Origin of the sequence: Anaerocolumna jejuensis DSM 15929 (assembly GCF_900142215.1) — a bacterium.
GTDB classification, from domain to species: Bacteria; Bacillota; Clostridia; order Lachnospirales; family Lachnospiraceae; genus Anaerocolumna; species Anaerocolumna jejuensis.
This window is the reverse complement of the sequence record NZ_FRAC01000008.1, coordinates 270,303-294,776: the sequence shown is the minus strand read 5'-3', so window position 1 is coordinate 294,776 and position 24,474 is coordinate 270,303. Positions and strand designations below refer to the sequence as shown.

The window sequence follows — 24,474 nt, the reverse complement described above, 5'->3', positions numbered from 1 at the left end:
AAGGACGGTTAATATGGAAACATATACATTGATTACAGGTGCATCGGGAGGAATCGGATATGAGCTTGCAAAGGTATTTGCGGAGAAAAAGCATAACCTGGTTTTAGTTGCGCGAAATATTGATAAGCTATCTTCCCTGAAAGACAGCCTTGAAAAGCAATATAAAGTTAAAGCAGAAATTATAGAAAAAGATTTAATACCGGAAAAAGCGGCAGTGGAGCTTTATGAGGAAGTGGAAAAACGAAAACTGATAATTGACATATTGGTGAATAATGCCGGATTTGGTGACTATGCCGGATTTTTGGATTCCAATTGGGAAAAGCAAAGAAATATGGTGGATTTGAATATTACGGCATTAATGCATATGACTTATATCTTTGGAAATGATATGAAAAAACGCGGCTATGGAAGAATTTTAAATCTGTCATCCGTAGCGGCGTTTTCGGCAGGTCCCTATATGCCAATTTATTATGCCACCAAGGGCTTTGTTCTTTCCTTTTCAGAAGCAGTGGCAGAGGAATTAAAAGGAACTGGCGTTGCTGTTACAGCATTATGTCCCGGCCCTACCCTAACAGGCTTCGAGTCGGCGGCAGAAATGAAAAATTCCAAAATGTTTACGGCTTTTGGGGCGGCAAGGGCAAAGGATGTTGCTGACTGCGGATATCAGGCATTAATGAAGGGGAAAGCAGTTCAATATCACGGCCTTCCCACCAGGCTGATGAATATTGGCTCGAGGTTATTTACAAGACGGGTTACCAGAAAGTTTGCAAAAAGCATCAATGGAGTTCCTGAAAAATAATCCTGTGGCTCCCAGAACTGTCATTTCAACTTCAATCGCTTTCTAAAAGCAGGCCTTCAGATTGCTTTCCTTTGTTGCTGCTTCATGAACAATGGGAGAGTGAAATGGAAGGCCTGCTTTGCATTATCGCCTGTCGGATTAGGAGCCTGGGATTTCTGCCAGGGCTGAAATGCATCGGATTGGAACTTTAACATAACTTTAACAGAATATTAACATGAAGGAATATATCAGCATTACTATTAAAACACCTTAACAACAAAACATCAAAAAAGAATAGACAGGAGTAAAGTATGAATAAGAGAATATATTTATTGACCGGAGCAGCAGGTTTATTGGGAAGCAATGTATCAAGGCAGTTGATTGACAGGGGGGAGAAGGTAAGGACCTTGGTCCTTAATGGGGACCCTGCAAAAAAATATATACCCGCTGAGGCGGAAATTGTTATGGGAGATATTCTGGATAGGGAGTCCCTTGACAGATTTTTTTCGGTGGAGGAGGGCAGCGAAATCATTGTAATCCACTCAGCCAGCGTCGTAACCCTGAATCCAAATCCCAGCAAAAAAGTACATGCGGTCAACGTTGACGGAACACGGAACATCCTTGATATGTGCCTGAAATATAAGGTAAAGAAATTGGTTTATATCAGTTCCACGGGAGCAATCCCGGAGAAGCCGGGCAGCCAGCCGATTAAGGAAGTAACGGAATTTGATCCTGGTGCCGTTGTAGGGTATTATTCGGTGACCAAGGCGGAAGCTACCCAGCTGGTATTGGACGCGGTAAAAAAACATCCGGAATTGGATGCCTCGATTGTTCATCCCAGTGGTATCTGCGGGCCTAATGATTATGCCTTCGGCCCGGTCAGCAGCTTCCTGATACAGTATGCAAAGGGTGAGATGAAGGCCGGAATAGAAGGAACCTTTAACAGTGTTGATGTAAGGGACCTGGCAGACGGTGTAATTGTCTGCTGTGAAAAAGGACGCAGGGGAGAATGCTATATCATGGGAAACAGCCTGGTATCCATGAAGGATATGTTCCAGATCGTAAACCAAGCGGCAGGACTTCATTATAAGCCAGCTATCCTTCCTGTTCCCCTGGCTAAGGTACTGGCCAAGGTCATGGCTGTTATCAGCAGGATCAGCGGTAAACCTGCCATGCTGACGGATTTTGCCATTTATAATCTGGCACGTAACAATAATTTCAATTATGACAAAGCAGTTAAAGAATTGGGGTATAAGGTGAGGCCCTTTGAGGTGACCATATCCGACGAAATTAAATGGCTGAAGGCAGAAGGTAAAATATAAGACTGGAAAGGGCATGATTACCGATATGAAAAAAGTATGTGTTATCACCGGCGGCGGAAGCGGCATGGGATTTGAAACAGCCAGACAGATGGGAAAGGACTATTATATTATCATCTGCGGCAGAAATGAAAAGAAGCTGGAGGGCGCGGTTCATGAGCTCAAAGCAGAGGGAATCGAGGCAGAAGCCTTTCCCTGTGATGTATCCGATTATCAGAGCGTTGAGAAGCTGGCTGCCTATGCAAAGGAAAAAGGTAAGGTAGCAGCAGTTATTCATGCGGCGGGCATGTCTCCCCATATGGGAGATGCAAAGAGCATTATGGAAGCAAATGCTCTGGGAACTATTTATATGAATAATGCCTTTTTCAAGGTTATGGGAGAAGGCTCCTGTATCATTGATGTATCATCCATGTCAGCCTATCTGACACCGAAGCTTGTTATGCCTGTGGGATTATATAAATACAGCATAATAAATCCGGAGCTTTTTATAAAAAAGATCATGAAAAGAATTGGATTTTTTCCTAAAAGCGTACAGGCCGGAGTTGCCTACGGAATTTCTAAGAACTTTGTAATATGGTTTGCTAAGCAGGACGCTGCCAGATTTGGCAAAAAAGGGGCCAGGGTACTATCCGTTTCCCCCGGAAATTTTGAAACCCCCATGGGTGAATTGGAGAAGGAAGAGGCAGATGCCTACACAAAGCACTGTGCTATTAAACGCTTTGGCAGAGTAAGTGAAATTGCAAGCCTCTTTGCCTATTGTGCCAGTGAAAGTGCGGGATATCTGACCGGCGTGGATATTCTTTGCGACGGAGGATTAGTGGCTTCGGGAGTGAATCCCCTTGGGAAGAAATGAGTATGATAGCCTACAGGCATTTTCCATTGCCTATAAGGTGTGCGCTTTTTACAATGGCATTTCTTCAGGTATTGCATTGGAGGCTATCTGGGGCAATTGGTGCGTATAACATGATACGTGCAAAAGGTCTGGGTACTGGCAGAAAGGGGAACCTGTGTGAGTGAAAAGAAATTTACCATCAATGATTATCTGGAAGTAAAAATCAGCCAGAATCTGGTCAGGCTATGCAGCGACTGCTATCAGGCATTGGGCTGGGTTATTACCGATACACGTTTGGGCGTGGATATGGTTACGCTAAAGCTGGAAAGGAACAGAAAAATTCCAAACCGTTCTTCCCTGTGTGAACTGCAGCGCACCTGTGAAGATGCTTTTATTCAGATTGAACGGCTGGAAAAAATAAAAATGGCAAAACCAATAGGAGGTTCCCTTGGAGTGGGGCTCTTAGGGACTGCACTTATAGCGGTATCCATCTTTGCTATAACCGGTTATCTGGCGCCTCTTTGGGTTATATTAGCCATACCGGGATTTTCAGCCTGGGGCTCTGCCTATTTTCTATATAAAAAATTTCTGAGGGAAAGCATGGCAAAGGTGAGCCCGTTAATTGAAAGGAATTATGATATTATCTATGAAGCCTGTGAAAAAGCAGAGCAGCTGCTGTATAAATAGGAGACTGGCTGTCAATCCGGCTTGCGGATGGCAGGGAATGGCTTTATAATGAAAGTACTGGGCAGAACTGTATTTGAACCGGAAGATTAACGGGAGGTATTGATGATAAAAATACTTGTGGCAGAAGATGATGAAAAATTAAATTATATTGTATGCACCTTTTTAAACGATAACGGTTATCTGGCAATCAGCTGTAAGGATGCCATAGAAGCCTTTGACCGTATGGAAGAGGAAACGGTGGATATGATTATTACGGATGTTATGATGCCGGAAATGGACGGCTTTGAATTCTCAGCCGCAGTGAGAAAGCATGATAAAAAGATTCCCATTCTGTTTTTAACGGCCAGAGATGATATTGCTTCGAAACAGAAAGGTTACCATATAGGGATAGATGATTATCTGGTGAAGCCTATTGAGATGGAGGAACTGATACTGCATGTGAGCGCCCTGCTGCGGCGGGCAAGCATTGCAAATGAGAAGAAGCTGGTGGCAGGCTCCCTTGTGTTAAATGAAGAGGAAACGACCGCCTATCTTGACGGAAAGGAAATTCCCCTCACTGTCCGGGAATTTAATATATTATTCAAGCTGTTGTCCTATCCCAAGAGAACCTTTACCAGGACTCAGCTTATGGATGAATTCTGGGGATTTGACAGTGAGAGTAATCCAAGGACCGTGGATGTTTCCATCACAAAGCTTAGGGACAAGCTTGCCGACTGTAAGGATGCGGAGATTATAACAGTCCGCGGGCTTGGCTATAAGGCGGTGCTGAAATAATGAAAATCCTTTATGAAGAACCGGAAGATAAGCGAATTGATGCGAAAAGAACCTTTATAAAGGAATTCACCATAATCTGGGCAGTGGTGCTTTTTTGCTGTGCAGGCGCTGTCCTGCTCTTTCTGTTTCAAATGAGGGAGAATACGAATCCCTGGATAATGGTTTTTGTGGATAGTACCTATGTAGCTTTTGTGGGCTTAATCGTAAGTCTGATAACCAGGTATATTGCTTTTGCAGCTTACACAAAACCCGTTATGGAAATCAGAAAGGCGGCCAGAAAGGTAGCGGAGGGAGATTTTACCGTCAGAGTCCGCTCTCAGAGAAAGGACGGCAAAAAGGATGAGGTAGAGGTGCTGATAGAGGACTTTAATAAAATGGTCGAAGAACTGGCTACCACGGAAATCTTAAAAGGTGATTTTATATCCAATGTATCCCATGAGATAAAAACCCCTCTGGCAGTCATTCAAAGCTATGCGGCAGCCCTGCGCAGGGAAGATCTGCCCCAGTCAAAAAAGCAGGAGTATATTGACACCATTACCGATGCTTCCCGCAAATTATCCGCCCTGGTTACCAATGTACTGAAGCTCAACAAGCTGGAGCACCAGGAAATTATCAAGGAAGAGACCTTTTCCCTGGACGAGCAGCTTCGATGCTGTATTCTTGCTTTGGAGGATAAATTCCTGGAAAAGGATATTGAAATAGATGCCAATCTGGAGGAGGTCTTCATAACCACGGATGCAAGCCTGCTGGAAATCATATGGAATAACCTGCTGACCAATGCCCTGAAATTCACGGAACCCCATGGACAGATAGGAGTGGAATTAAGGCAGAATAATAAAAAGAGCACAGTCCTGGTAAAGGATACCGGCTGCGGTATGAGCAAGGAAGCCTGTAAAAGAAGCTTTGACAGATTCTATCAGGGAGATACCTCCCATTCCGTCGAGGGCAACGGCCTGGGGCTTTCTCTTGTAAAACGGGTCGCGGACATGATAAAGGCAGAAATATCAGTGGATAGTGAGGAAGGCAGGGGAACGGTATTTACGGTGGTACTTCCCCATAATAAAATAGAGGGTTAATAGTCGTCATGGCATAAGAACAGTAATGTGAACCTGTTTTTATGCCTGTATTTCTATCAGCTTTTAATAGATGGAACCGGCAGGCCTACACAGCAATTTCTACAAGTAAAACAGCAATAAACACATACTATGAGCAATATACATTTGCTATAATTAGAGTATCAATTATAAAATCATATATTATCGGAGGTATAACATGCTGGAAGAAAATTTTTTACTGGAAGGGGAAACAGCCGGGCATTTATATAAAGACATTGCAAAGGATGCACCGATTTATGATTACCATTGCCATCTGTCCGCCCGGGAAATCTGTGAAGACAGGGTATTTACGGATATTACATCCCTTTGGCTGGAGCATGACCATTACAAATGGAGGGCCATGCGCTATGCAGGAGTAAAGGAAGAGCTGATAACGGGAGAGGCTGGGGGGCTGGATAAGTTCAAAGCCTGGGCAAAGGTCTGTGAAAGGCTTATAGGCAGCCCTTTATATCACTGGGCAAATATGGAGCTTAAGACCTACTTTGGCATAAGTGAAATCCTGAGGGAAGAAAATGCCGAAAGAATATACCACTTATGCAAGGAAACCATAGACAGAGAGAAGCTGTCTCCTGTAACAATGATTCGGAAAGCAAAGGTTGAGCTTATTTGTACAACGGATGACCCCATTGACGGCCTGGAATACCATAAGCAGCTGGCTGGGAAAGCAGACTTGGGATTCAGGGTATTGCCCGCCTTTCGTCCGGACAAAGCCTTAAATATCCGAAAGCCGGATTTTAAGGAGTATATAGACAAGCTTGGCAAGACAGGGGGGAAGGAGATTACCTGTTATTCAGACCTGATTTCCGTATTGCAGGAGAGAATCCGCTTTTTCAAAGAAGCCGGCTGCAGGATGTCCGATCATTCCATTGAAAGTCTTCAGTTTGAGCCTGTTTCCTGTCAGGAGGCCGAAGAAATATTCCGAAAATTCCTGCTTGGTAAAGAGATTTCGAAGGAAGAGGCAGAAAAATACAAGTTGTATACTCTGATACTTCTTGCCGCAGAATATAAAAAGGCTGGCTGGGTCATGCAGCTTCATATCGGAGCATACCGGAATGCTAACGAGCTCATGCATAAGAAGCTTGGCGTGGATGCCGGTTTTGATATCATGAATGATTTTGAAATTACAGACCCCCTGGTTCATCTTCTGAATGAGATGGAAAAGAAGGGCGGACTTCCGAAAATGGTGCTGTATAACCTGAATCCGAAGGATAATCTGGTACTGGCTTCCTTGCCCCATTGCTTTACGGAGGGAGGAATCCCCGGTAAAATCCAGTTTGGACCGGCCTGGTGGTTCTGTGATCATAAGGAGGGAATCCTCACGCATCTGAAAACCATTGCCAGCCAGGGAATGCTGGCAGAATTTACAGGAATGCTGACGGATTCCAGAAGCTTTCTCTCCTATGTAAGACATGATTATTTCAGGAGGATTCTCTGCAGCTATATCGGGGGCTTAGTGGATAACGGCGAATTCGGGAAGGACGAGAAGGTCCTGAAAGAAATAGTGGAAGGAATTTGCTATAAGAACATTATTAGATATCTGGCTATAAAGGAATAAGCAGTACCTTTGGAGTCTTTTCTATTACTGCTTTACAAAATCCATGAATTGCAGCTATGGGCTGACTTTTGCCCTGGGGGCATTTCATGGATTTTTCGGACAATGCCATAAGACAGCCGGGTTTCCTATTCCTGGATTTCACACGGAGTGATCATCATGGTATAAAATTGCTTTGGCGTTACCCCGTACTCATTTTTAAAGGCTCTGAAAAAGTTGGAATAATCTCCGAAGCCGCACTGGCTGTAGACAGAAGTAATAGGGTTTCCTGCCAGTATCAGCTCCTTGGAAAGAATGAGCTTTTTTTGTATGATAAATTTATGAATGGTAGTACCGGTAAATTTCTTGAATTCCCTGAGCAAATGAAATTTGCTGATATAAAAAAGCTCGGATAAGTCCTCAATACGGATATCTTCTTCCAGGTGCTGGTTGATATATACGATAATGTCTTCAATTAAATTGCTTTTCTTTATTTCAATATCCAACTGGGTGCTGCTTTTAAAAACCAGGGTATTTAATAATACCAGCAGCTCTGTTATGTAGGCTTTGTACAGCAGCTCCCTGCCCAGGCCGCCGTATACCTCCATCTGAAGTAATTTGTAAAGAAGTGTTTTTATATTCTGCTGGTTATCCACATTTGTCCTGATGACATTGCCCTTTTCATTGGCTTCAAAGCAGCTGCTCAAATCCAACGATTCGGAGGATAAGCCGTGCAGGAAGGCCTTATTGAGCCAGAGGACTATCCGGTCATAAGACACTGCCTTGCTGTGTATAATAGGCTGGTGGAGCTCCTTGGTATTGATTAATATAATATCCCCCGGCCGCAGGGTATAGTCCCGGCCTTCTATGATATAGGACACATCACCGTATAAAAAGAGATAGCATTCATAAAAATCATGATGGTGCAGATTGACTTTTTCCAGTTCAGTATCGGAGTAGTAATAGATTTCATAATCACTGGAGAGCATTTTCTGACGGGTCAAATAAATATGGGATTTAATCATGATTTCCTCCAAGGATTTTATTTATCTCCATTTTATCACAGCAATTTTTGCAAGTCAAAGGGCAATAAATACATAGCAGAACAGCAGCCGATTTTTCAATCTGCAGCTCCCTGGATATTGTAGAAATTATGAAAGCTCTTCATAAAAATCATTATGAAGGCTACGTTTGTCAGAATCACGGAAGGATGATATGGGGAGAGACTGGCTGGCCGGGATATGGCTTATATGGCCGGGCTTTAGACGCCATGTACCTGACAGGCATCTGAGAAACACTGGAGAAGATAGTGTGAATTATTGGAAAGCCGTCCGTTGAAACCTGTCGAAATATGGAACAAAGGTTAACTTCCTATCATAAATTATTATGAAAGGAGGTGAGGGCATGATTGAAGCTAATATTAACTATAGTGAATACACGGAGCCAACAGCTCTAATGAAAGAAGCATCCAGTCTTTTATTCCGTATTCCAGTATTTTTAAGCCATCCCAGCCGATTGAATTCGGTCCAGCAAATGTTTGTTGATGCGATAATCATGCAGATCCGGGAAGCTTTGCTATTTCCAAGAACACTTCCCATATCGGAACAATATCCGGAAACACCCTTAACGAATATCCGCCGGATGATTTTATCCAGTTACGGAATGGTAGCGCTGAATTTAAGACAGCGGAATGTAAGCTTTATAGAAAACAACTTAAACCAGCCATTGGTAGGCACGACCTGGGAAGGAAGCCCCTTTGCACAGATTGAACCGGCTATGGCTTATCAATACGGTTTACCATTGCTGTTAATCAGAGAAACAGGTGTTGAGCAGAATGGAATCTGGTCCTTTGGCATCGGACCGTTCTTACTATTGGAGTGGGATTCTACGGTACCGGATCCAATAACCAGCTTTTTCAGCAAAAATGATTGGAAATCGATATTCCAGAATTGGGTCGGACAGGTAAGGAATGGTTACTATATCCAGACAGAGCCTCCTTATCAGTATTCCTGTTCAAAGCAGCTGGATTCATAATAACCTATGAAATAAGACCTTCAGGTTTCCCTGAAGGTCTTATATTTTTAGTCTGCCATAAAAGGCAAGCTATTTTCCCGTTGGAAATTTAGTTTCCTCCCGGGCCGTCTCTGCGCTCGGAATCATCCGAAGATACACCGGATGTCTGAGACATTGTATGCAGGTCTTTTGCAGAGGATTCCGTGCTGGTGTTTGTTGTGTTGACAGCCACATCCTGCATCTTACCAGTTGTCTTATTCTTTGTACTGTTTTTAGATTTAGAATTTTTAGTGTTTGTCATACATAAACTCCTTCTGAGACTTTTTACGTTCTTTTAAAGAACGGTCCTGACATAAACGCTACGTTAAATTTTATTATTTACAGCAAATCAGCCATAATTTTTATTAATAACTGCTAAACGCTTATGAGCGAACAAAGATAGTATAACCTGTGATTCGGCTTTTATGTATGAATTATAAATGGTAATTATTTTTTATAAGAGTAAGCAGACCGCTGCCAAAGGCAGCAAGTTCCTTGGGAGTCATGGCATTTAATCTGTCGGCCTCGATATAGGTTATCTTATCGGCATAATTTTTTTTAAAAGCAGGTTCCAGATAAGCCTCTCCCTGGGGAACAAACAGGCTGTCCTTCTTTAAATAGCAGGTGGAGGGAGTTGCTTTCTTTCTGTATTCCTTATCCACATACTGAGCCACACTTTTATGTACCGCCATATCCTCCAGAGGAAGATAGTAGTAGTCGGATGGGGGAGTAAGGTAATATTTTAAAGTGCCGTTATATAGGGGGAGCTTAAGAGACAGGGTATTGCCTGTAAATACAGCCCTAATTTCCATATCCTCTATGGCTTCCAGACCGCTCTTAAGGGACATCCTTTCTTTCAGAGGGCAGTGAACTGTGAAGGAGGCCGGAAAAGAAAAGGGCAATTGATACGTAAGCAATACCAGGCTCTGCGCTTCGGGTAATTGAAAGGAAACGGGCAATTGGGAATCTGTTAAAAATGCCTCTGCCAAAATATCTCTGAAATATAGCATGCCGGACAGGGGAAGAAGATTTTTTACATCTTCAAGATTATGGAGTAACAGGGTGCTTTCCAGCTCACTGGCATCTGGACCTGAGGAGCTTTTTCCAGCTCCGGCAGAAGACTGGCTTACCAGCCTTTCATAGGAAAGCCTCCCTATATAGCTGGCATAAACGGAGATAAGCTCTTCACCGGAATAAGTATCCTCTCTTTCAAGGCCCAGATATTTTTCCATTGCCTTTAGACGAGTGCTTTCCAGGGAGAGAAGCTTTTTCAGCGGCAGTATCAGCTTGTACAAATCAAGGCTCTCACAGTGGGAAAAAGGGTCGGAAATTCCATAAGCAGCCGCTTTCTTCTGCAAAAAAGGAATGTCAAAGCCGCTGCCGTTATAATGGATGATCCGCCGGTAATCTTTTAGAAAACCTGAAAATGCAAGAAGCAGTTCCGATTCCCTGAGGGGTTCCGCATTAAGCCATTGCGTTATCTGCCAGGAATTATCCTTGTAATACATACAGCCAATCAGATATACATAGGAGGTTTTCGGGGAAAATCCGGTGGTCTCGATATCAAAGTAAAGAATTTCTTCTTTTTTATATGGTTCATGAAGCGGATAGGTGTACTCTATTTGAAGAAAAGATTGCTTTATTTGCATATTTACCTCTTTCCTGAAAATCCAATCCATATTGGATTTTCGTCAATATATAGCTTAAATTAATTATAAGTCTTTAGTGAGAATTTTTTAAAAACTTTCACACTAACTACCATGCACTATCACAAATTATTTTGTAAAACTTCCAAAATAAAATGTGAAAAATTTTCTGTTAAAGGCCATAATAATTTTATTATTGTAATTATTTTATCATAAGAATGCTGGTTTACAAGTAGGATTTAGAAGGCAGAAGAGTAAAATAAGGCTATATTTTCTTATTTGGTTATGTTAGAATGGTAGCAGTACTTATTGATGCAAGGGTGGATTGCCATGTTGAATGTTACTATTTTTGGTGTTGAGTTATTGGATGTCATTTATAATTTTTTTCTTTATTCTATAATCGGATGGATTTATGAAAGTACACTGGTGTCTGTCAGAAAAGGTTCTTTTGTTAACAGGGGATTTCTGAATGGTCCTGTAATTCCTATTTATGGTGTGGGAGCTACCTTGATATACATATCCTTCTGGCAGGTAAGAGGCGTCTATCCGGTCATTTTTTTTGGTGGGATGATACTTGCCAGTGTTTTAGAGTATTTCACTTCCTGGATTATGGAAGTGCTTTTTCATGCAAGATGGTGGGATTACAGCAGCAGGCGTTTAAATATTCAGGGAAGAATCTGCCTGCTATCAGCATCTGTCTGGGGAGTTATGTCCTTATTAGTAATTGAAATTCTCCAGCCAAGAGTTGTCAGGCTTTTTGATATTATTCCAAGAATTGCAGGCATTTGTGCCGTATCCATTATATCCATCCTGTTTATAATAGATACATGGATAACCGTTGTTCAGACCTTGAAGATGGATAAGATATTTGCCGAAATGCTGCGCCTTAAGGATGAATTCAGCGATTATATTGAAAATACGAGGATTTATGAAACAAAGGAAGAGCTTAAAAAGAAGCTGGCCGGATACAGGATTTTTGAATTGCCCGATAAGATAAGGCAGTTCATGGATGATAATAAAGAAAAACTTTTGGAACGCAACCGTAACCAGATGGATTTTGATTTTAAGAATCTAAGACAGGAAGTGGAGCATCAGATCAGGGAATATATTGCTAAGCTGCAGACTATGTCAGGCACAGCCAGCCATGTACAGAGACGTCTGTTAAGGGCATTCCCGGATTTGCAGATAGTAAGAAGGCTGAATAGAAAAGAAGCAGTGTCCTTAAATGCCGGCAGTGAAGTTCAGAGTGCGGAGAATAAGAGCAGGAAGGAAGAAAGAAATTTCAGGTGGTTAGATATGAGTACAAATGAGAAATTAATCGGCACCACGAAAAGCTATTTAAGCGGTTTTTTGAGGGTTTCTTTGGTGGGCTTGCTGGTTCTTATCCAGTTGGCAATTATAGCTGTACTGGGATACTGGCTTAGCGGCTCCGGTGTTTATATCTATCTTTTCATTGAAATCGCAAGTATTTTTATAATAGTAGGCTTGGTAAATGACAATCGGAATTCTTCCTATAAAATAGCATGGATCTGCATTGTACTCCTGCTTCCGGCGACCGGACATATTATGTACGCCCTTTGGGGCAAATCAGGTTCCACTAAGAAAATTGAAAAAAAGATACTGACATGCATTGAGCATGGAAATACCTTTTTAAGCTATGACGCCGATACAGCAGAGGCTTATGCAAAGAAGTACCCGACAAAGAGCAGAATGTCAAGGTATATGGAGTCACAGAATTTCCCCTTATTTAAAAATAACCGGATATCCTATTATCCAATGGGAGAGGATACCTTTGAAGCAATTTTTCAGGATATTGAAGAGGCAAAGCATTTCATCTTCATTAATTTCTTTATAGTAGGTGAAGGGGTGTTATGGGAGAGAATGCGAAAGCTCCTTCTCCAAAAAAGAAGTGAAGGCTTGGAAATCCGGTTTATGTATGACGATTTCGGTGCTTCCCTTCGTACCTCCAAGAACTTCAGGAGGAATCTTGAAGCAGAGGGAATACAGACAGCCGTATTTAACCCCATTCACAGGTATACGGATAAGCTGTATATGAATTACCGCAGCCATCAGAAGATCCTTGTAATTGACGGTAATATCGGATATACCGGCGGTATGAACCTTGCGGACGAATATGTGAACCTGATTGAGCGCTTTGGCAAGTGGAAGGATAATGCTGTCAGGGTGGAAGGTGATTCCGTATGGGGACTTACGGTGACCTTTTTGCAGATGTGGGAGATTTGCAGAAGCGGGGAATGGATGGATTATACCCCTTACCGTCCCACAAAGGTATTTCCTGAAAATGAAGTATACTGTCATGTGATTTCTGACGGCCCGGCCAACAGACCCAATAATCCCATTGAGAGTATTTATAAGCAGATTATCCATTATGCGAAGAAGTTCGTATATATCACAACACCCTACCTGGTAATTGAGGATGATATGAAACAGTCACTGATTGAAGCTGCCCAGAGCGGTATTGACGTTAGGATTATAACGCCTAATATTCCCGATAAGAAGAATGTCAAGAAGCTTACCAACTTTAATTACGGGCAGTTACTGGAAGGCGGCGTCAAAATCTATGAATATACACCCGGCTTTATACATGCCAAGACTATTATTAATGAAGACTGCGGTATTGTAGGAACCATTAATATGGACTACAGGAGCTTTTTCCTGCATTATGAGTGCGGCTTATGGATGTGCGACAGAGAAGTCATTAATGGAATAAAGGAAGATCTGGTAGGTACAATGGACATCAGCAAAGAGATAACCTATGAGGAATGGAAAGCACGTCCATGGTATTTAAAGGTTCATCAAAAGGTATTAAATCTATTTTCAACTTTAATGTAAATGAAGGAGACACAAATGAAAACAATCAACTTGAATGGTTCTTGGTCAATGAAGATAAACGGGGAAAATGTATATGGGATTGCTGATGAATTCATGCCAGCCAAGGTTCCCGGCTCTGTTTATGAAGCCTTACTTCAGCTTGGAAAAATGCCGGACCCCTATTACAGGGATAATGAACTGGATGCTTTAAAGCTGATGGAGCAGGATTTTACCTATCAGACAGTTTTCAATCTGGAACAGGAAGCCCTTGAGAGCGACGGGCTGCTTCTTCATTTTGACGGAATCGATACCCTGGGTGCGGTTTATCTGAACGGAACCTTACTGGGAAAGACCGACAATATGCACCGCATTTGGGAATTTGATATAAAGGAGCTTGCAAAAGCAGGTGAGAATGATTTAAGAGTGGTGCTTTCTTCACCAACAAAATATATCAGGGAAGAGCAGCAAAAATGCTATACGGGCGGCAGCCATGAGTGTATGGAGGGCTTTCCCCATCTGCGTAAAGCCCACTGTATGTTTGGCTGGGACTGGGGTCCAAGGCTTCCGGATGCCGGAATATTCAGGGACGTTAAGATTCTGGGAATAAAGGAGTGCCGTTTTGAAGAGGTCTATGTCAGACAGCAGCACGAAAACGGCAGTGTGCTTCTGGATATTGACTGGAGCCTTGAATTATTCGGAGAGGAAACCTTATCGGAAGTAGTATTTCAGGTAACAGCTCCTGACGGGAAGGCATATAACCAGACGGAAGAAGGAACGGTTCTTATTACGGAGCCCATGCTCTGGTGGCCCAACGGCTACGGTGAGCAGCCTTTATATACCGTAAGAGGAGAAGTAAAGAATGAAAAGGGTGAAATACTTGATGTCTGGGAAAGAAGAATCGGTCTTCGCACCCTTACTGTAAAGCGTGAAAAGGATCAATGGGGCGAGAGCTTCTGCCATGTAGTAAACGGTGTCCCTGTCTTTGCCATGGGAGCTGACTATATTCCGGAGGATAATATCCTTGGCAGGGTAACGAAAGAGCGTACGAAAGCTTTGCTTTCGGACTGTGTTGCTGCGAACCATAATGCCATCAGAATATGGGGCGGCGGATACTATCCCGATGATTTTTTCTTTGATTTCTGTGATGAGCTGGGGCTTATGGTGTGGGTTGACTTTATGTATGCCTGTGCAAGCTATGAGCTGAACGACGAATTTGAAGCCAACATCAGGCAGGAAACCATAGATAATGTTATCCGTATCAGACATCATGCATCCCTTGCCCTCTGGTGCGGAAACAATGAGATGGAGACCCAGGTTCAGGATAAGGCCTGGAAGCCTTCACCAAAGCAGGTAATGGACTACATTAAAATTTATGAATATATCATACCGAATATCTTAAAGGAGTATGACCCTGTGACCTTTTACTGGCCATCCTCTCCATCCTCGGGCGGAAATTATGAGGATTCCTGGAATCCTGACAAGGGGGATACTCATTATTGGGATGTCTGGCATGGAAATAAGCCCTTTTCTGAATATCGGAAATTCCATTTCCGCTATGCCTCCGAGTTTGGCTTTCAGTCCTTCCCATGCTTAAAGACCATTGAAAGCTTCACGGAAAAGAAGGACAGAAATATTTTCTCCAGGGTCATGGAGATGCATCAGAGAAATACGGCCGCTAACGGAAAGATACTGAATTATATATCCGATAATTATCTCTATCCCAAGGATTTTGATCATCTGATCTATACCTCCCAGCTTCTTCAGGCAGATGCCATCCGCTATGGAGTGGAGCATTGGAGAAGGCACAGGGGCAGATGTATGGGAGCAATCGTATGGCAGCTGAATGATATATGGCCTGTTGCTTCCTGGGCAAGTATTGATTATTATGGGCGCTGGAAGGCACTTCATTATTCCGAAAAACGCTTCTTTGCACCGGTTATGATATCCTGTGAGGAAGAAGGGGAAATGACACAAAGGCCCCACTGCATTGAAGAGCCCCATGCTATTGAAAAGACGGCAAGACTCAATGTTGCCAATGAAACCAGGAAGGATATCACAGGAACAGTACGCTGGGCCCTTCGCAATCCCAGAGCTGAGGTTATCCTGAAAGGGGAAGAAGAGGTCAAGGTGCCTGCCCTTACTAGCCTGTGGCTGGATAAGCTTGATTTTAGCAGTTATAACGAATTAAACAGTTATTTAACCTTTGAGTTCCTTGCAAATGGTGAAGTGGTATCGAAGGGAAGCTGTCTCTTTACCGCTCCAAAGCATTTTGAATTTGAAGATCCGGAGCTTTCCTGCCGTGTTGAAGGAGACAAGCTCTATATTAATTCCAAAGCATATGCCAAATCCGTGGAGATATCAAATGAAGAAGGGGACTTAAAGCTTTCTGACAATTACTTTGATGTCAATGGAGAAGAGGTCTGTGTGGATGTCCTTTCCGGCACGAAGGAGAAGATTAGAATACGTTCAGTTTATGATATAGGGGAGTAACTGCGGGGCAGTTTTTCGCAATCGGACGGCAGTTTGCACAAAATAGAAAGAATGAATACTTCGATTCCAATGTATAAGAAGTCCTAATTCTCTGAAGCTTTTGTGCAGGACATATCCTCAAACAGATAACTCGCTATCGCTCAAACAATCTGTTTGAGGATATAGCACAAAAGCTTCAGAGAAAAGGACTTCTAATACATTTCCATAGGCGTATTCATTCTTTCTATTTTGTGCAAACTGCCTGTTGGTAGAGTAAAACGGGATTTGTCTGGCGGATTATTTATAGGATATTAAGGAATGAAGCAGGTGTACCAAAAGTTTTCTGAATTATGGTTGGTTAAATGACTTTTGAGATACCTTTAATAATAAGAAAGGGCCGGATACGGCATGATGACTGGCCGGTGACAGAAGGGTAGTATCGATGATTGCATATGTAAAGGGTGAACTTATTCTGGTAACGGAAGAGGGAGTTGTCGTGGAGGCAAGTGGTCTGGGCTATGACATCAGGATGCCTCTTTCCAGCTTAAGTAATCTTCCCGGAATTGGAAATACCGTAACAATTTATACATATCTGTACCTGAGAGAAGATAATATCGGGCTATTTGGTTTTTTAACGAGGGAGGATTTGAACATTTTCAAGCTGTTGATTACCGTCAATGGAATTGGTCCCAAGGGAGCACTAGGAATCCTTTCCTCCATCACGCCGGATGACTTGAGATTTGCAGTTCTTTCAGATGATGTAAAAACCATAGCCAAGGCTCCGGGAATCGGTGCAAAAACAGCCGGTAAGCTGATATTGGAGCTAAAGGATAAGCTGAAATTAAGCGATGCCTTTGAGGAAAGATTTGCAAAGAACCTGGAGCCAGGCGTTGCCCCCGGAAGGGAAGGCAATGGCATTTATGAAGTGCGGAAAGAGGCCATTGAAGCTTTGGTGGCACTTGGATATTCTGCGGCAGAAGCTGCCAAAACGGTAGGGTCTGTGGAACTGAGAGAAGATATGACTGTTGAGGATGTGCTGAAGCTGTCCTTAAAGAATATTGGTTTTTAAGGCGGGATGGAAATGGAAAGACGTATCATAACCACAGAATTAACGGAAGAAGACAAGAGAATAGAGAATTCATTGAGACCCCAGCTTCTTGATAATTATATAGGGCAGGAGAAGGCAAAGGCAAATCTGAAGGTCTATATCGAGGCTGCCAGGCAAAGAGGGGAATCCTTGGACCATGTGCTGTTTTACGGGCCTCCTGGGCTTGGAAAAACTACCCTGGCAGGAATTATAGCCAATGAAATGGAAGTGAATATGAAGGTAACCTCCGGTCCGGCTATTGAAAAGCCGGGAGAAATGGCGGCAATCCTAAGCAATTTAAAGGAAGGGGATGTACTCTTTGTAGACGAAATCCACCGCTTGAACCGCCAGGTAGAGGAGCTTTTATATCCGGCAATGGAAGACTTTGCAATTGATATCGTGATTGGAAAGGGAGCCGCTGCCAAATCCATCCGTCTGGATTTGCCCAAATTCACCCTTGTGGGAGCTACCACAAGGGCAGGAATGCTGACCCCTCCTTTAAGGGACCGATTTGGAGTTGTAAACCGCTTGGAGTTTTACACCAACGAGGAACTAAAGGAAATTGTGTGCCGTTCTGCCGGTGTGCTTAAAGTGGAGATTGACAGTGATGGTGCCTTTGAGCTGGCAAGGCGCTCCAGAGGAACCCCAAGGCTTGCCAACAGGCTTTTAAAAAGGGTGAGGGATTTTGCCCAGGTAAAATACGACGGGCGCATTACAAAAGAGGTTGCCGACTTTGCCCTGGATTTGCTGGAGGTGGACAAGCTTGGACTGGATAACATGGACAGAGCCATAATCCTCTCCATGATTGAAAAGTTCAACGGAGGTCCCGTTGGGATTGAAACAGTGGCAGCTACCTTAGGCGAGGACCCGGGAACCATAGAGGAGGTTTACGAGCCATACCTTGTCCAGAACGGATTGATTCTTCGTACGCCCAGAGGACGAATGGTATCGGGACTTGCCTACCGTCATTTCGGTTTATCGGAAAAATCGTCAGAAACCCCGTAAGGCACACGGCAAACACCCTCAGCAAATGTAGGGAGGAAATATGTGGAAACGGACGATGACCAAGGTGATTGTTTTGGAATTTTGTTACGCGAGAACCCTTATTCCACTAAAGCGGCAGAAAACGTAACTGGCAGGTAAATCAGTGCCAAACTCGCTGTAACAAATATGGCTGTGTGAGTTATTAAGCTCAAACAGTGGCACTGATTTACCTAGTCACGTTTCCTGCCGCTTAAGTGTCATATGGAACCTCTTGAGACAAAACTCCAAAACAACCTCCTTGGTCATCTGTGCATATCCATTATTTGGTCTCATGCGTTTGCCGTGGGGGGAGGCTAAGAAAAGCTTGCCTTAAATTCGCGGATATATTATAATGAAACAAATAGAAGGAAGATAAGGAAATACAAGGAAGGTTACTGTACCGGACAGGTTCAGATAGAATGAGGCAGCCCCATGAATAAGATGAACAATATTGAAGTCATTTTAAATAATAAAAAATATACCTTGCGCGGCTATGAAAGCGAAGAGTATCTTCAGAAAGTGGCATCTTATATTAATAATAAAAACAGTGAATTCAAGAAGCAGGATTTTTATAAAATGCTGGATTCCGAAATGAGAAGTATCCTGATGGAGATTAATATAGCAGATGATTACTTTAAGGTTCGGGAGCAGGTTCGGGAAATCGAACAGGAAAACGAAGAAAAAGCCAAGGAAATATTTGATTTGAAGCATGAGCTGGTATCCTTAAATACCAAGCTTAGTGAGGCGGAAAAGACAATAGCTGCCTTAAAGGAAGAGCTTAATGAGAATCAGAAGAAGGTCATCAGGCTTGAAACAGAGTTAGGAAACAAACACACAAAAGGTTAATTAAAAGGCTGCTGCAATCATCAGGGGAATAAGCCCATCGTTGCACCAGCCTGTTTTCATTCAGAGAATCAAAATGTTAATGTCGGATTGGAGTTTTTATGGATACAGTTGAGATATTGGCTCCGGCAGGCTCTTTCCACAGCTTAAAGGCAGCAGTGAATGCTTCCTGTGATGCAGTTTATGTGGGCGGAGCCAAATTCGGAGCAAGGGCATATGCGGATAATTTTACGCCCGAAACCATGAAGGAAGCAATTGATTTCGTACATCTTCATGGGAAGAAAATTTACATGACAGTGAATACCCTGCTGAAGAATTCGGAGCTTGAGAAGGAGCTGTTTGAATATATCAAAAGCTACTATGAGCTGGGAGTGGATGCCCTTATCGTCCAGGACCTGGGCGTACTGCATTTCCTTCATGCAAACTTTCCGGAACTTCCCCTTCATGCCAGTACCCAGATGTCCATAACCATGGGAGAGGGTGCTAATGTATTAAAGGATATGGGAGTAACAAGAATTGTAAATGCAAGGGAACTTACCCTGCCGGAAATCAGGGATTTGAGGAAATCCACAGAATTAGAAATCGAATCCTTTGTCCATGGAGCATTATGCTACTGTTATTCCGGTAAATGCCTCTTAAGCAGTATGATTGGGGGAAGGAGCGGGAACAGGGGCAGGTGTGCCCAGCCCTGCAGAATGCCCTATCAGCTGAAGATTGACGGAGAAAACAGGGGGACTGGCTATTATTTAAGCCCAAAGGATATGGAAACCCTGGAAATACTGCCTGAGTTAATTAAGGCCGGAATAAACTCCTTCAAAATTGAGGGCAGGATGAAGAGCCCGGAATATACCGCAGCAGTGACCTCCGTTTACCGGAAGTATAAGGATTTGTATTACGAGCTTGGAGACACAGGCTATGAGGAATACAGAAGAAGCCACGGGGAAGAATTAAAGGGAGATATCAGAAATCTTTCTGATATTTATAACCGGGGAGGCTTTTCCAGGGGATATTATGAGCTGCAGAATGGCTTTTCCATGCTATCCACGGAACGCCCGAACCACAGCGGCGTCCTGATCGGAAAGGTCATAAAATGTACGGATTCCCAAATGACTATCGAGCTGGCAGAGGATATCAATGCCCAGGATGTTTTAGAGGTCAGAAAGTCCCAGGAGGCCCTTTACGAATATACGGTAAAAACAGGAGAAAAGAAGGGCAGGAAAATAACAGCAAATTATAAACGGGGCATAAAAATCCGTCCCGGTGATATGGTATACCGTACCAGAAATAATGCGCTGATAAATACATTAAAAGAAGAATATCTGGAGAAAAAGAACAGGATACCTGTGAAGGGGCACTTTACGGCTGAATCGGACAAGCCCTTATGCCTTACTTTAAGCTGTTATGATAAGCAGGTCAGCGTGTATGGCGATATTCCAGACAGAGCAGAGAACCAGCCGATTTCAGAAGAACGTCTTTCTAAGCAGCTGAATAGAATGGGTGATAGTGAAGTTTACTTTGAAATCTTGACAATAGAGCTGAAGGGAGAGCTCTTTATACCGGCCGGAAAGCTTAATGAGCTGAGAAGGGAAGGGGTGCAGGCCCTGACTGAGGCAGTAACAGAAAGCTACCGCAGAAATGGGAATAACAGTGACAGCGGGGATAAAGGAAACCTGGAAAAGAAGCAGTACAGCTTTTCCGGAAGGAATGAACAGAAGGAATTGGCATTATCTGTCCTTGTACAGACAACGGAGCAGCTGGAGGCTGTATGGGACAATAAGCATGTAAAGGAAATCATCCTGGAAAGTGATATGGTCCCTCTGAATAAGCTGAACTTTTACACAGAGGGAATAAGCAAAAGAGGAAAGCAGGCAATCCTTGCCCTTCCCCATGTATTAAGAAGAAAAAGCTATGAGATGTATTTGCAGAATAAATCCATTCTGGAAGATAATACTATAAACGGATATTTAATCAGAACGCTGGAAGAATATGAACTGCTTAGCGGAAATATCAGGACTTCTAAAAGATTAATAGGGGATACTTACCTCTATGCAATGAACCGCCAGGGAGCAGAGTATCTGAAAGAGCTGGGAATGGGAGAGATTACCGCGCCATTTGAGCTGAATTACCAGGAGCTGAAAGAGATTTCGGAGATTTACCAGTATATCACCGTATATTCCAGACTTCCGGTCATGATATCTGCACAGTGCCTGTATCTGACGGATAGCCGCAGAGATAAAAAGCCATTGACTGGAAGGTCGGAAGAAGCCTGTTGTTTACGGGATGCAAAGAGTGCCTGTCTTTTTGACCGTTTTCAAAATGCTTTTCCGGTAATGAGGCATTGCAGGGATTGCTATAATGTGATTTATAACAGCAAGACCTTCTCCCTTTTATCCTGTGCGGAGGATGTAAAAGCCTTGAATACAGCCTTTATCCGGCTTGATTTTACCGGTGAGGGGGCAGAGGAAACAAAAAGAGTCTTAGAAAATTATATAGATGCTTACTTATATGGAAGAGCCGTGAAAGAGACAGAGACGGACATTACCAGGGGACACTTTAAGAGAGGGATTGAATAAGTTTAAATTTGCATGCAGGCAGAAGGAAGGTGACACAGGATGGTTAATCTGTTATCGGAAATGTCAAAATACATCATCATTATACTGGTAGCCATTTATACTTACTTATCTTACCGGGTACTTGGCATTTCAGATAAACAAAGACAGGGCAGAATATATACGAATATGATATTTTTGATTTTCGTTTTTCATTTTATCAGCTATGCCATTTTATATATCAATCTGCAGAGCAATTGGCTGATAATACTCTATGTACTGGAAATTATTTCGCTGTTTATGATTTTGGGCTTCTACCAGTGGGTGTATGTCAATCTTTCCAAGCCGTTTTTATACAATATGGTATTTCTTTTAGTAACCGGATACATTATGATAGCCAGGCTCTCTGCTAAAACCTATTATGATAAGGCCTTTAAACAGCTGATTATTGCATCGGCAGCCCTGCTTTTATGTCTTGTGGTGCCGATTATCATAGAGAAGCTGGAATATTTGAGGCATTTGGGCTGGATATACGGAATACTTGGAATTCTGCTGTTATTAGTGGTACTCTTCTGGGGCGTTGAAAATTACGGCGCCACCAACTGGATTAATATTAAGGGAGTTACCTTTCAGCCGTCGGAATTTGTTAAGATATTGTTTGTATTCTGTTTTGCCTCCCTTCTATCCAGAAGGAAGGATTTTAAATACATTGTAATAGTAACAGCCTTTGCGGCAGTTCATGTGGTCATACTGGTGGCGGAAAAGGATTTGGGAGGAGCCTTCATTTTCTTTTTAACTTATTTAATGATGCTTTATACGGCAACTTCCCAGGGCCTCTACCTTGCTGCCGGTGTCGCTGCCATAGGTATGGCATCTGTCCTGGCATACCGGTTATTTGGCCATGTCAGAGTCAGAGTAAAAGCGTGGAAGAATCCATGGGCTTTAATTGATAAGGAGGGCTATCAGGTGACTCAGTCACTTTTTGCCATAGGGACTGGAGGATGGTTTGGAATGGGACTTACCAAGGGACTCCCTACAAGCATTCCGGTTGCTGACAGTGATTTTATTTTCTCAGCCATTGCGGAGGAGATGGGAGGCTTTTTTGCAGTCTGTCTGGTTCTGATTTGTCTGAATTATTTTATCCTTACAATTAATATTGCCATGCGGTTTGAAAAGGAATTTTACAAGCTGATAGCCCTTGGTTTTGGAGTTATGTATGCCTTTCAGGTGTTCCTCTCCCTTGGCGGTGCAATTAAGCTGATTCCTTCAACCGGTGTTACGCTTCCCTTTGTCAGCAGCGGAGGAAGCTCGGTATTAAGCAGCGTGATTATGTTTAGTGTGATTCAGGGACTTTATGTTCTGAGTCAGGATAGGAATGAAGATGGAAAGAGAAGAAAACAAAAAGAAAAAGAAGAAATCCTTACTGAGAGCCAAGCCTGATCAGAAAAAGAAAAAAGCAGCAGAAGAAAAGAATAAAGTAGCAAAAGAAAAGGATAAAATAACAAAAGAAAAGAAACAGACCCGCAATAAGGAAATCATACTGATTGCTTATGTATTTGCAGGACTTTTCCTGCTGGTAATCGGTTATTTTGTGAATTTTATGCTAAGGGACAGTGAGGAGGTAATTAACAATCCCTATAATAAACGGCAGGATTTACTGGCAGAACAAATAATCAGGGGTGATATCCTCTCAGCTGATGGAAAGGTCCTTGCCCATACCCTTGTGGATTCCAAGGGGAATGAAACAAGGAACTACCCCTATGAAAATATATATGCCCATGTGGTGGGAAGGTTTTCAAAGGGCAGAACCGGCATTGAATCCTCCGAGAACTTCCACCTCTTAACCTCCCATACCAATACGGTCAGTAAGATTGTAAAAGAGCTCTCAGGAGGAAAAAACATTGGGGACAGTGTTTTGACCACCCTGGATACCAGACTGCAAAAAGCAGCCTATGATGCCTTGGGAAGCCATAAGGGGGCTGTAGTTGTAATGGAGCCCTCCACCGGCAGGATACTTGCCATGGTGTCAAAGCCTGATTATGACCCGAACCAGATAGATAAGGTATGGGAGGAGCTTACCAAAGAGGATACCGGAAAGGAAGAGAAGGATTCTCCCCTGTTAAACCGTGCCGCCCAGGGACTGTATCCTCCGGGCTCCACCTTTAAGATCCTTACAGCTCTGGAATATATCAGAGAGAACCCGGATTATAAGAAATATAAATACGACTGTACAGGAAAGGGCATTTTTAACAGTGTCACAATCAACTGCTATAATAACAAGGCACATGGAAAGGTGGATTTAAAGGAATCTTTAGCTAAATCCTGTAATTCTTCCTTTGCAAATATCGGAATTACCTTAAATATGTCTGCATTTCGAAAGTTATGTGATACTTTTTTATTTAACCAGAGTATTCCTGTTGATATGTTGTATAATAAGAGCAGCTTTGTATTAAACGGAAAGTCTCCCGTGGACCAGATTCCCCAGACGGTAATCGGGCAGGGGCAGACGCAGATTTCCCCCCTTCATAATGCCATGATAATATCCTCCGTCGCAAATGGCGGCATCATGATGAAGCCCTATGTGGTGGACCGTTTAGAAAGCCAGAGCGGGGAAACGGTTAAAAAATACCTGCCGGAAATGTATAAAACCGTTATGACTCCAAAGGAAGCAGAAATACTGACCTCCTTTATGACAGAAACGGTGGAGAACGGAACAGCCGGTTCTCTTAAAAATAGCCACTATACGGTAGCAGGAAAGACCGGATCAGCGGAATTTATGGAGGGCAAGCCGGCCCATGCCTGGTTTATAGGCTTTGCACCTGCCGAGAATCCGGAAATAGCAGTAAGTATTATAGTAGAAAGCGTCGGAACAGGAAGTGATTACGCAGTTCCCATAGCAGATAAAATTTTTAAGACCTATTTTAGCTACAAATAAGA

The 24,474-nt window shown here is 42.9% G+C and carries 19 protein-coding genes and 1 pseudogene; 17 read left to right on the top strand and 3 right to left on the bottom strand.

Features of this window, described 5'->3' with window-relative positions; all coding sequences use genetic code 11:
- Positions 1–13 precede the first annotated feature (13 nt).
- The 7 genes from BUB77_RS07425 to uxaC all read left to right on the top strand — a co-directional run bounded on the left by BUB77_RS07425 (position 14) and on the right by uxaC (position 7,060).
- Positions 14–799, top strand: coding sequence for an SDR family NAD(P)-dependent oxidoreductase (locus tag BUB77_RS07425; protein WP_073274612.1), 786 nt, complete (start codon positions 14–16; stop codon positions 797–799).
- 290 nt (positions 800–1,089) lie between these two features.
- Positions 1,090–2,100, top strand: coding sequence for an NAD-dependent epimerase/dehydratase family protein (locus BUB77_RS07420; RefSeq protein WP_073274366.1), 1,011 nt, complete (start codon positions 1,090–1,092; stop codon positions 2,098–2,100).
- 25 nt (positions 2,101–2,125) lie between these two features.
- Positions 2,126–2,950: an SDR family NAD(P)-dependent oxidoreductase gene (locus tag BUB77_RS07415; protein WP_073274610.1), complete on the top strand. Its 825-nt coding sequence runs from the start codon at positions 2,126–2,128 to the stop codon at positions 2,948–2,950.
- Between the two features lie 156 nt (positions 2,951–3,106).
- On the top strand, positions 3,107–3,616 hold the full coding sequence (locus BUB77_RS07410; protein WP_139241131.1) for a hypothetical protein: 510 nt from the start codon (positions 3,107–3,109) through the stop codon (positions 3,614–3,616).
- A 102-nt stretch (positions 3,617–3,718) separates the two neighbouring features.
- Positions 3,719–4,390: a response regulator transcription factor gene (locus tag BUB77_RS07405; protein WP_073274364.1), complete on the top strand. Its 672-nt coding sequence runs from the start codon at positions 3,719–3,721 to the stop codon at positions 4,388–4,390.
- Positions 4,390–5,466 (top strand): HAMP domain-containing sensor histidine kinase, encoded by a 1,077-nt coding sequence (locus tag BUB77_RS07400; protein ID WP_073274362.1) that lies wholly within the window; start codon positions 4,390–4,392, stop codon positions 5,464–5,466. Before BUB77_RS07405 ends, BUB77_RS07400 begins: the two co-directional genes overlap by 1 nt.
- A 196-nt stretch (positions 5,467–5,662) precedes the next feature.
- Entirely contained in the window at positions 5,663–7,060 is a 1,398-nt protein-coding gene (gene uxaC, locus BUB77_RS07395) for a glucuronate isomerase (protein WP_073274360.1), read from the top strand.
- A 125-nt stretch (positions 7,061–7,185) separates the two neighbouring features.
- On the opposite strand, the gene BUB77_RS07390 is transcribed toward uxaC, so the two are convergent.
- Entirely contained in the window at positions 7,186–8,061 is an 876-nt protein-coding gene (locus tag BUB77_RS07390; RefSeq protein ID WP_073274358.1) for an AraC family transcriptional regulator, read from the bottom strand.
- Between the two features lie 86 nt (positions 8,062–8,147).
- On the opposite strand from BUB77_RS07390, the pseudogene BUB77_RS30875 reads away from it, so the two are divergent.
- Positions 8,148–8,327: pseudogene (locus BUB77_RS30875) on the top strand (mannonate dehydratase); the annotation flags it as partial.
- Positions 8,328–8,440: 113 nt separating this feature from the next.
- On the top strand, positions 8,441–9,070 hold the full coding sequence (locus BUB77_RS07380; RefSeq protein WP_139241130.1) for a hypothetical protein: 630 nt from the start codon (positions 8,441–8,443) through the stop codon (positions 9,068–9,070).
- An 88-nt stretch (positions 9,071–9,158) separates the two neighbouring features.
- On the opposite strand, the gene BUB77_RS07375 is transcribed toward BUB77_RS07380, so the two are convergent.
- Both BUB77_RS07375 and BUB77_RS07370 read right to left on the bottom strand, forming a co-directional pair.
- Positions 9,159–9,350, bottom strand: a complete 192-nt coding sequence (locus tag BUB77_RS07375; protein ID WP_073274354.1) for a hypothetical protein — start codon at positions 9,348–9,350, stop codon at positions 9,159–9,161.
- A gap of 172 nt (positions 9,351–9,522) precedes the next feature.
- Positions 9,523–10,737 (bottom strand): ribonuclease H-like domain-containing protein, encoded by a 1,215-nt coding sequence (locus BUB77_RS07370; RefSeq protein WP_073274352.1) that lies wholly within the window; start codon positions 10,735–10,737, stop codon positions 9,523–9,525.
- Positions 10,738–11,064: 327 nt separating this feature from the next.
- On the opposite strand from BUB77_RS07370, the gene cls reads away from it, so the two are divergent.
- The 8 genes from cls (at position 11,065) to BUB77_RS07325 (ending at position 24,472) form a co-directional block, all read left to right on the top strand.
- Positions 11,065–13,587 (top strand): cardiolipin synthase, encoded by a 2,523-nt coding sequence (gene cls / locus BUB77_RS29080; protein WP_170866606.1) that lies wholly within the window; start codon positions 11,065–11,067, stop codon positions 13,585–13,587.
- A 15-nt stretch (positions 13,588–13,602) separates the two neighbouring features.
- Positions 13,603–16,056 carry a beta-mannosidase gene (locus BUB77_RS07355; RefSeq protein WP_073274351.1) on the top strand — a complete coding sequence of 818 codons (2,454 nt, stop codon included), beginning with the start codon at positions 13,603–13,605 and terminating at the stop codon, positions 16,054–16,056.
- 421 nt (positions 16,057–16,477) lie between these two features.
- The gene (gene ruvA / locus BUB77_RS07350; protein WP_073274350.1) at positions 16,478–17,104 is read left to right on the top strand and encodes a Holliday junction branch migration protein RuvA; all 627 of its coding nucleotides are present in this window, start codon (positions 16,478–16,480) and stop codon (positions 17,102–17,104) included.
- Positions 17,105–17,116: 12 nt separating this feature from the next.
- Positions 17,117–18,127, top strand: coding sequence for a Holliday junction branch migration DNA helicase RuvB (gene ruvB / locus BUB77_RS07345; RefSeq protein WP_073274348.1), 1,011 nt, complete (start codon positions 17,117–17,119; stop codon positions 18,125–18,127).
- A gap of 450 nt (positions 18,128–18,577) precedes the next feature.
- A complete protein-coding gene (gene zapA / locus BUB77_RS07340) occupies positions 18,578–18,991 on the top strand; it encodes a cell division protein ZapA (RefSeq protein WP_073274346.1) in 414 nt (137 codons plus the stop codon).
- Between the two features lie 98 nt (positions 18,992–19,089).
- The gene (locus BUB77_RS07335; protein ID WP_073274344.1) at positions 19,090–21,561 is read left to right on the top strand and encodes a peptidase U32 family protein; all 2,472 of its coding nucleotides are present in this window, start codon (positions 19,090–19,092) and stop codon (positions 21,559–21,561) included.
- A gap of 39 nt (positions 21,562–21,600) precedes the next feature.
- Complete coding sequence (locus BUB77_RS07330) at positions 21,601–22,977, top strand: FtsW/RodA/SpoVE family cell cycle protein (protein WP_073274343.1); 1,377 nt, start codon at positions 21,601–21,603, stop codon at positions 22,975–22,977.
- Positions 22,919–24,472, top strand: a complete 1,554-nt coding sequence (locus tag BUB77_RS07325; RefSeq protein ID WP_073274604.1) for a peptidoglycan D,D-transpeptidase FtsI family protein — start codon at positions 22,919–22,921, stop codon at positions 24,470–24,472. The genes BUB77_RS07330 and BUB77_RS07325 overlap by 59 nt, the downstream gene beginning before the upstream one ends.
- The last annotated feature ends 2 nt before the right edge of the window (positions 24,473–24,474 follow it).

Coding starts and splice junctions, on each gene's coding strand:
- BUB77_RS07400 (WP_073274362.1), top strand. CDS start 4,390: ATGAAAATCCTTTATGAAGAACCGGAAGATAAGCGAATTGATGCGAAA.
- BUB77_RS07420 (WP_073274366.1), top strand. CDS start 1,090: ATGAATAAGAGAATATATTTATTGACCGGAGCAGCAGGTTTATTGGGA.
- cls (WP_170866606.1), top strand. CDS start 11,065: ATGTTGAATGTTACTATTTTTGGTGTTGAGTTATTGGATGTCATTTAT.
- BUB77_RS07335 (WP_073274344.1), top strand. CDS start 19,090: ATGGATACAGTTGAGATATTGGCTCCGGCAGGCTCTTTCCACAGCTTA.
- BUB77_RS07330 (WP_073274343.1), top strand. CDS start 21,601: ATGGTTAATCTGTTATCGGAAATGTCAAAATACATCATCATTATACTG.
- BUB77_RS07325 (WP_073274604.1), top strand. CDS start 22,919: ATGGAAAGAGAAGAAAACAAAAAGAAAAAGAAGAAATCCTTACTGAGA.
- ruvB (WP_073274348.1), top strand. CDS start 17,117: ATGGAAAGACGTATCATAACCACAGAATTAACGGAAGAAGACAAGAGA.
- BUB77_RS07415 (WP_073274610.1), top strand. CDS start 2,126: ATGAAAAAAGTATGTGTTATCACCGGCGGCGGAAGCGGCATGGGATTT.
- uxaC (WP_073274360.1), top strand. CDS start 5,663: ATGCTGGAAGAAAATTTTTTACTGGAAGGGGAAACAGCCGGGCATTTA.
- BUB77_RS07405 (WP_073274364.1), top strand. CDS start 3,719: ATGATAAAAATACTTGTGGCAGAAGATGATGAAAAATTAAATTATATT.
- ruvA (WP_073274350.1), top strand. CDS start 16,478: ATGATTGCATATGTAAAGGGTGAACTTATTCTGGTAACGGAAGAGGGA.
- BUB77_RS07370 (WP_073274352.1), bottom strand. CDS start 10,737: ATGCAAATAAAGCAATCTTTTCTTCAAATAGAGTACACCTATCCGCTT.
- BUB77_RS07425 (WP_073274612.1), top strand. CDS start 14: ATGGAAACATATACATTGATTACAGGTGCATCGGGAGGAATCGGATAT.
- BUB77_RS07375 (WP_073274354.1), bottom strand. CDS start 9,350: ATGACAAACACTAAAAATTCTAAATCTAAAAACAGTACAAAGAATAAG.
- BUB77_RS07355 (WP_073274351.1), top strand. CDS start 13,603: ATGAAAACAATCAACTTGAATGGTTCTTGGTCAATGAAGATAAACGGG.
- BUB77_RS07390 (WP_073274358.1), bottom strand. CDS start 8,061: ATGATTAAATCCCATATTTATTTGACCCGTCAGAAAATGCTCTCCAGT.
- zapA (WP_073274346.1), top strand. CDS start 18,578: ATGAATAAGATGAACAATATTGAAGTCATTTTAAATAATAAAAAATAT.
- BUB77_RS07380 (WP_139241130.1), top strand. CDS start 8,441: ATGATTGAAGCTAATATTAACTATAGTGAATACACGGAGCCAACAGCT.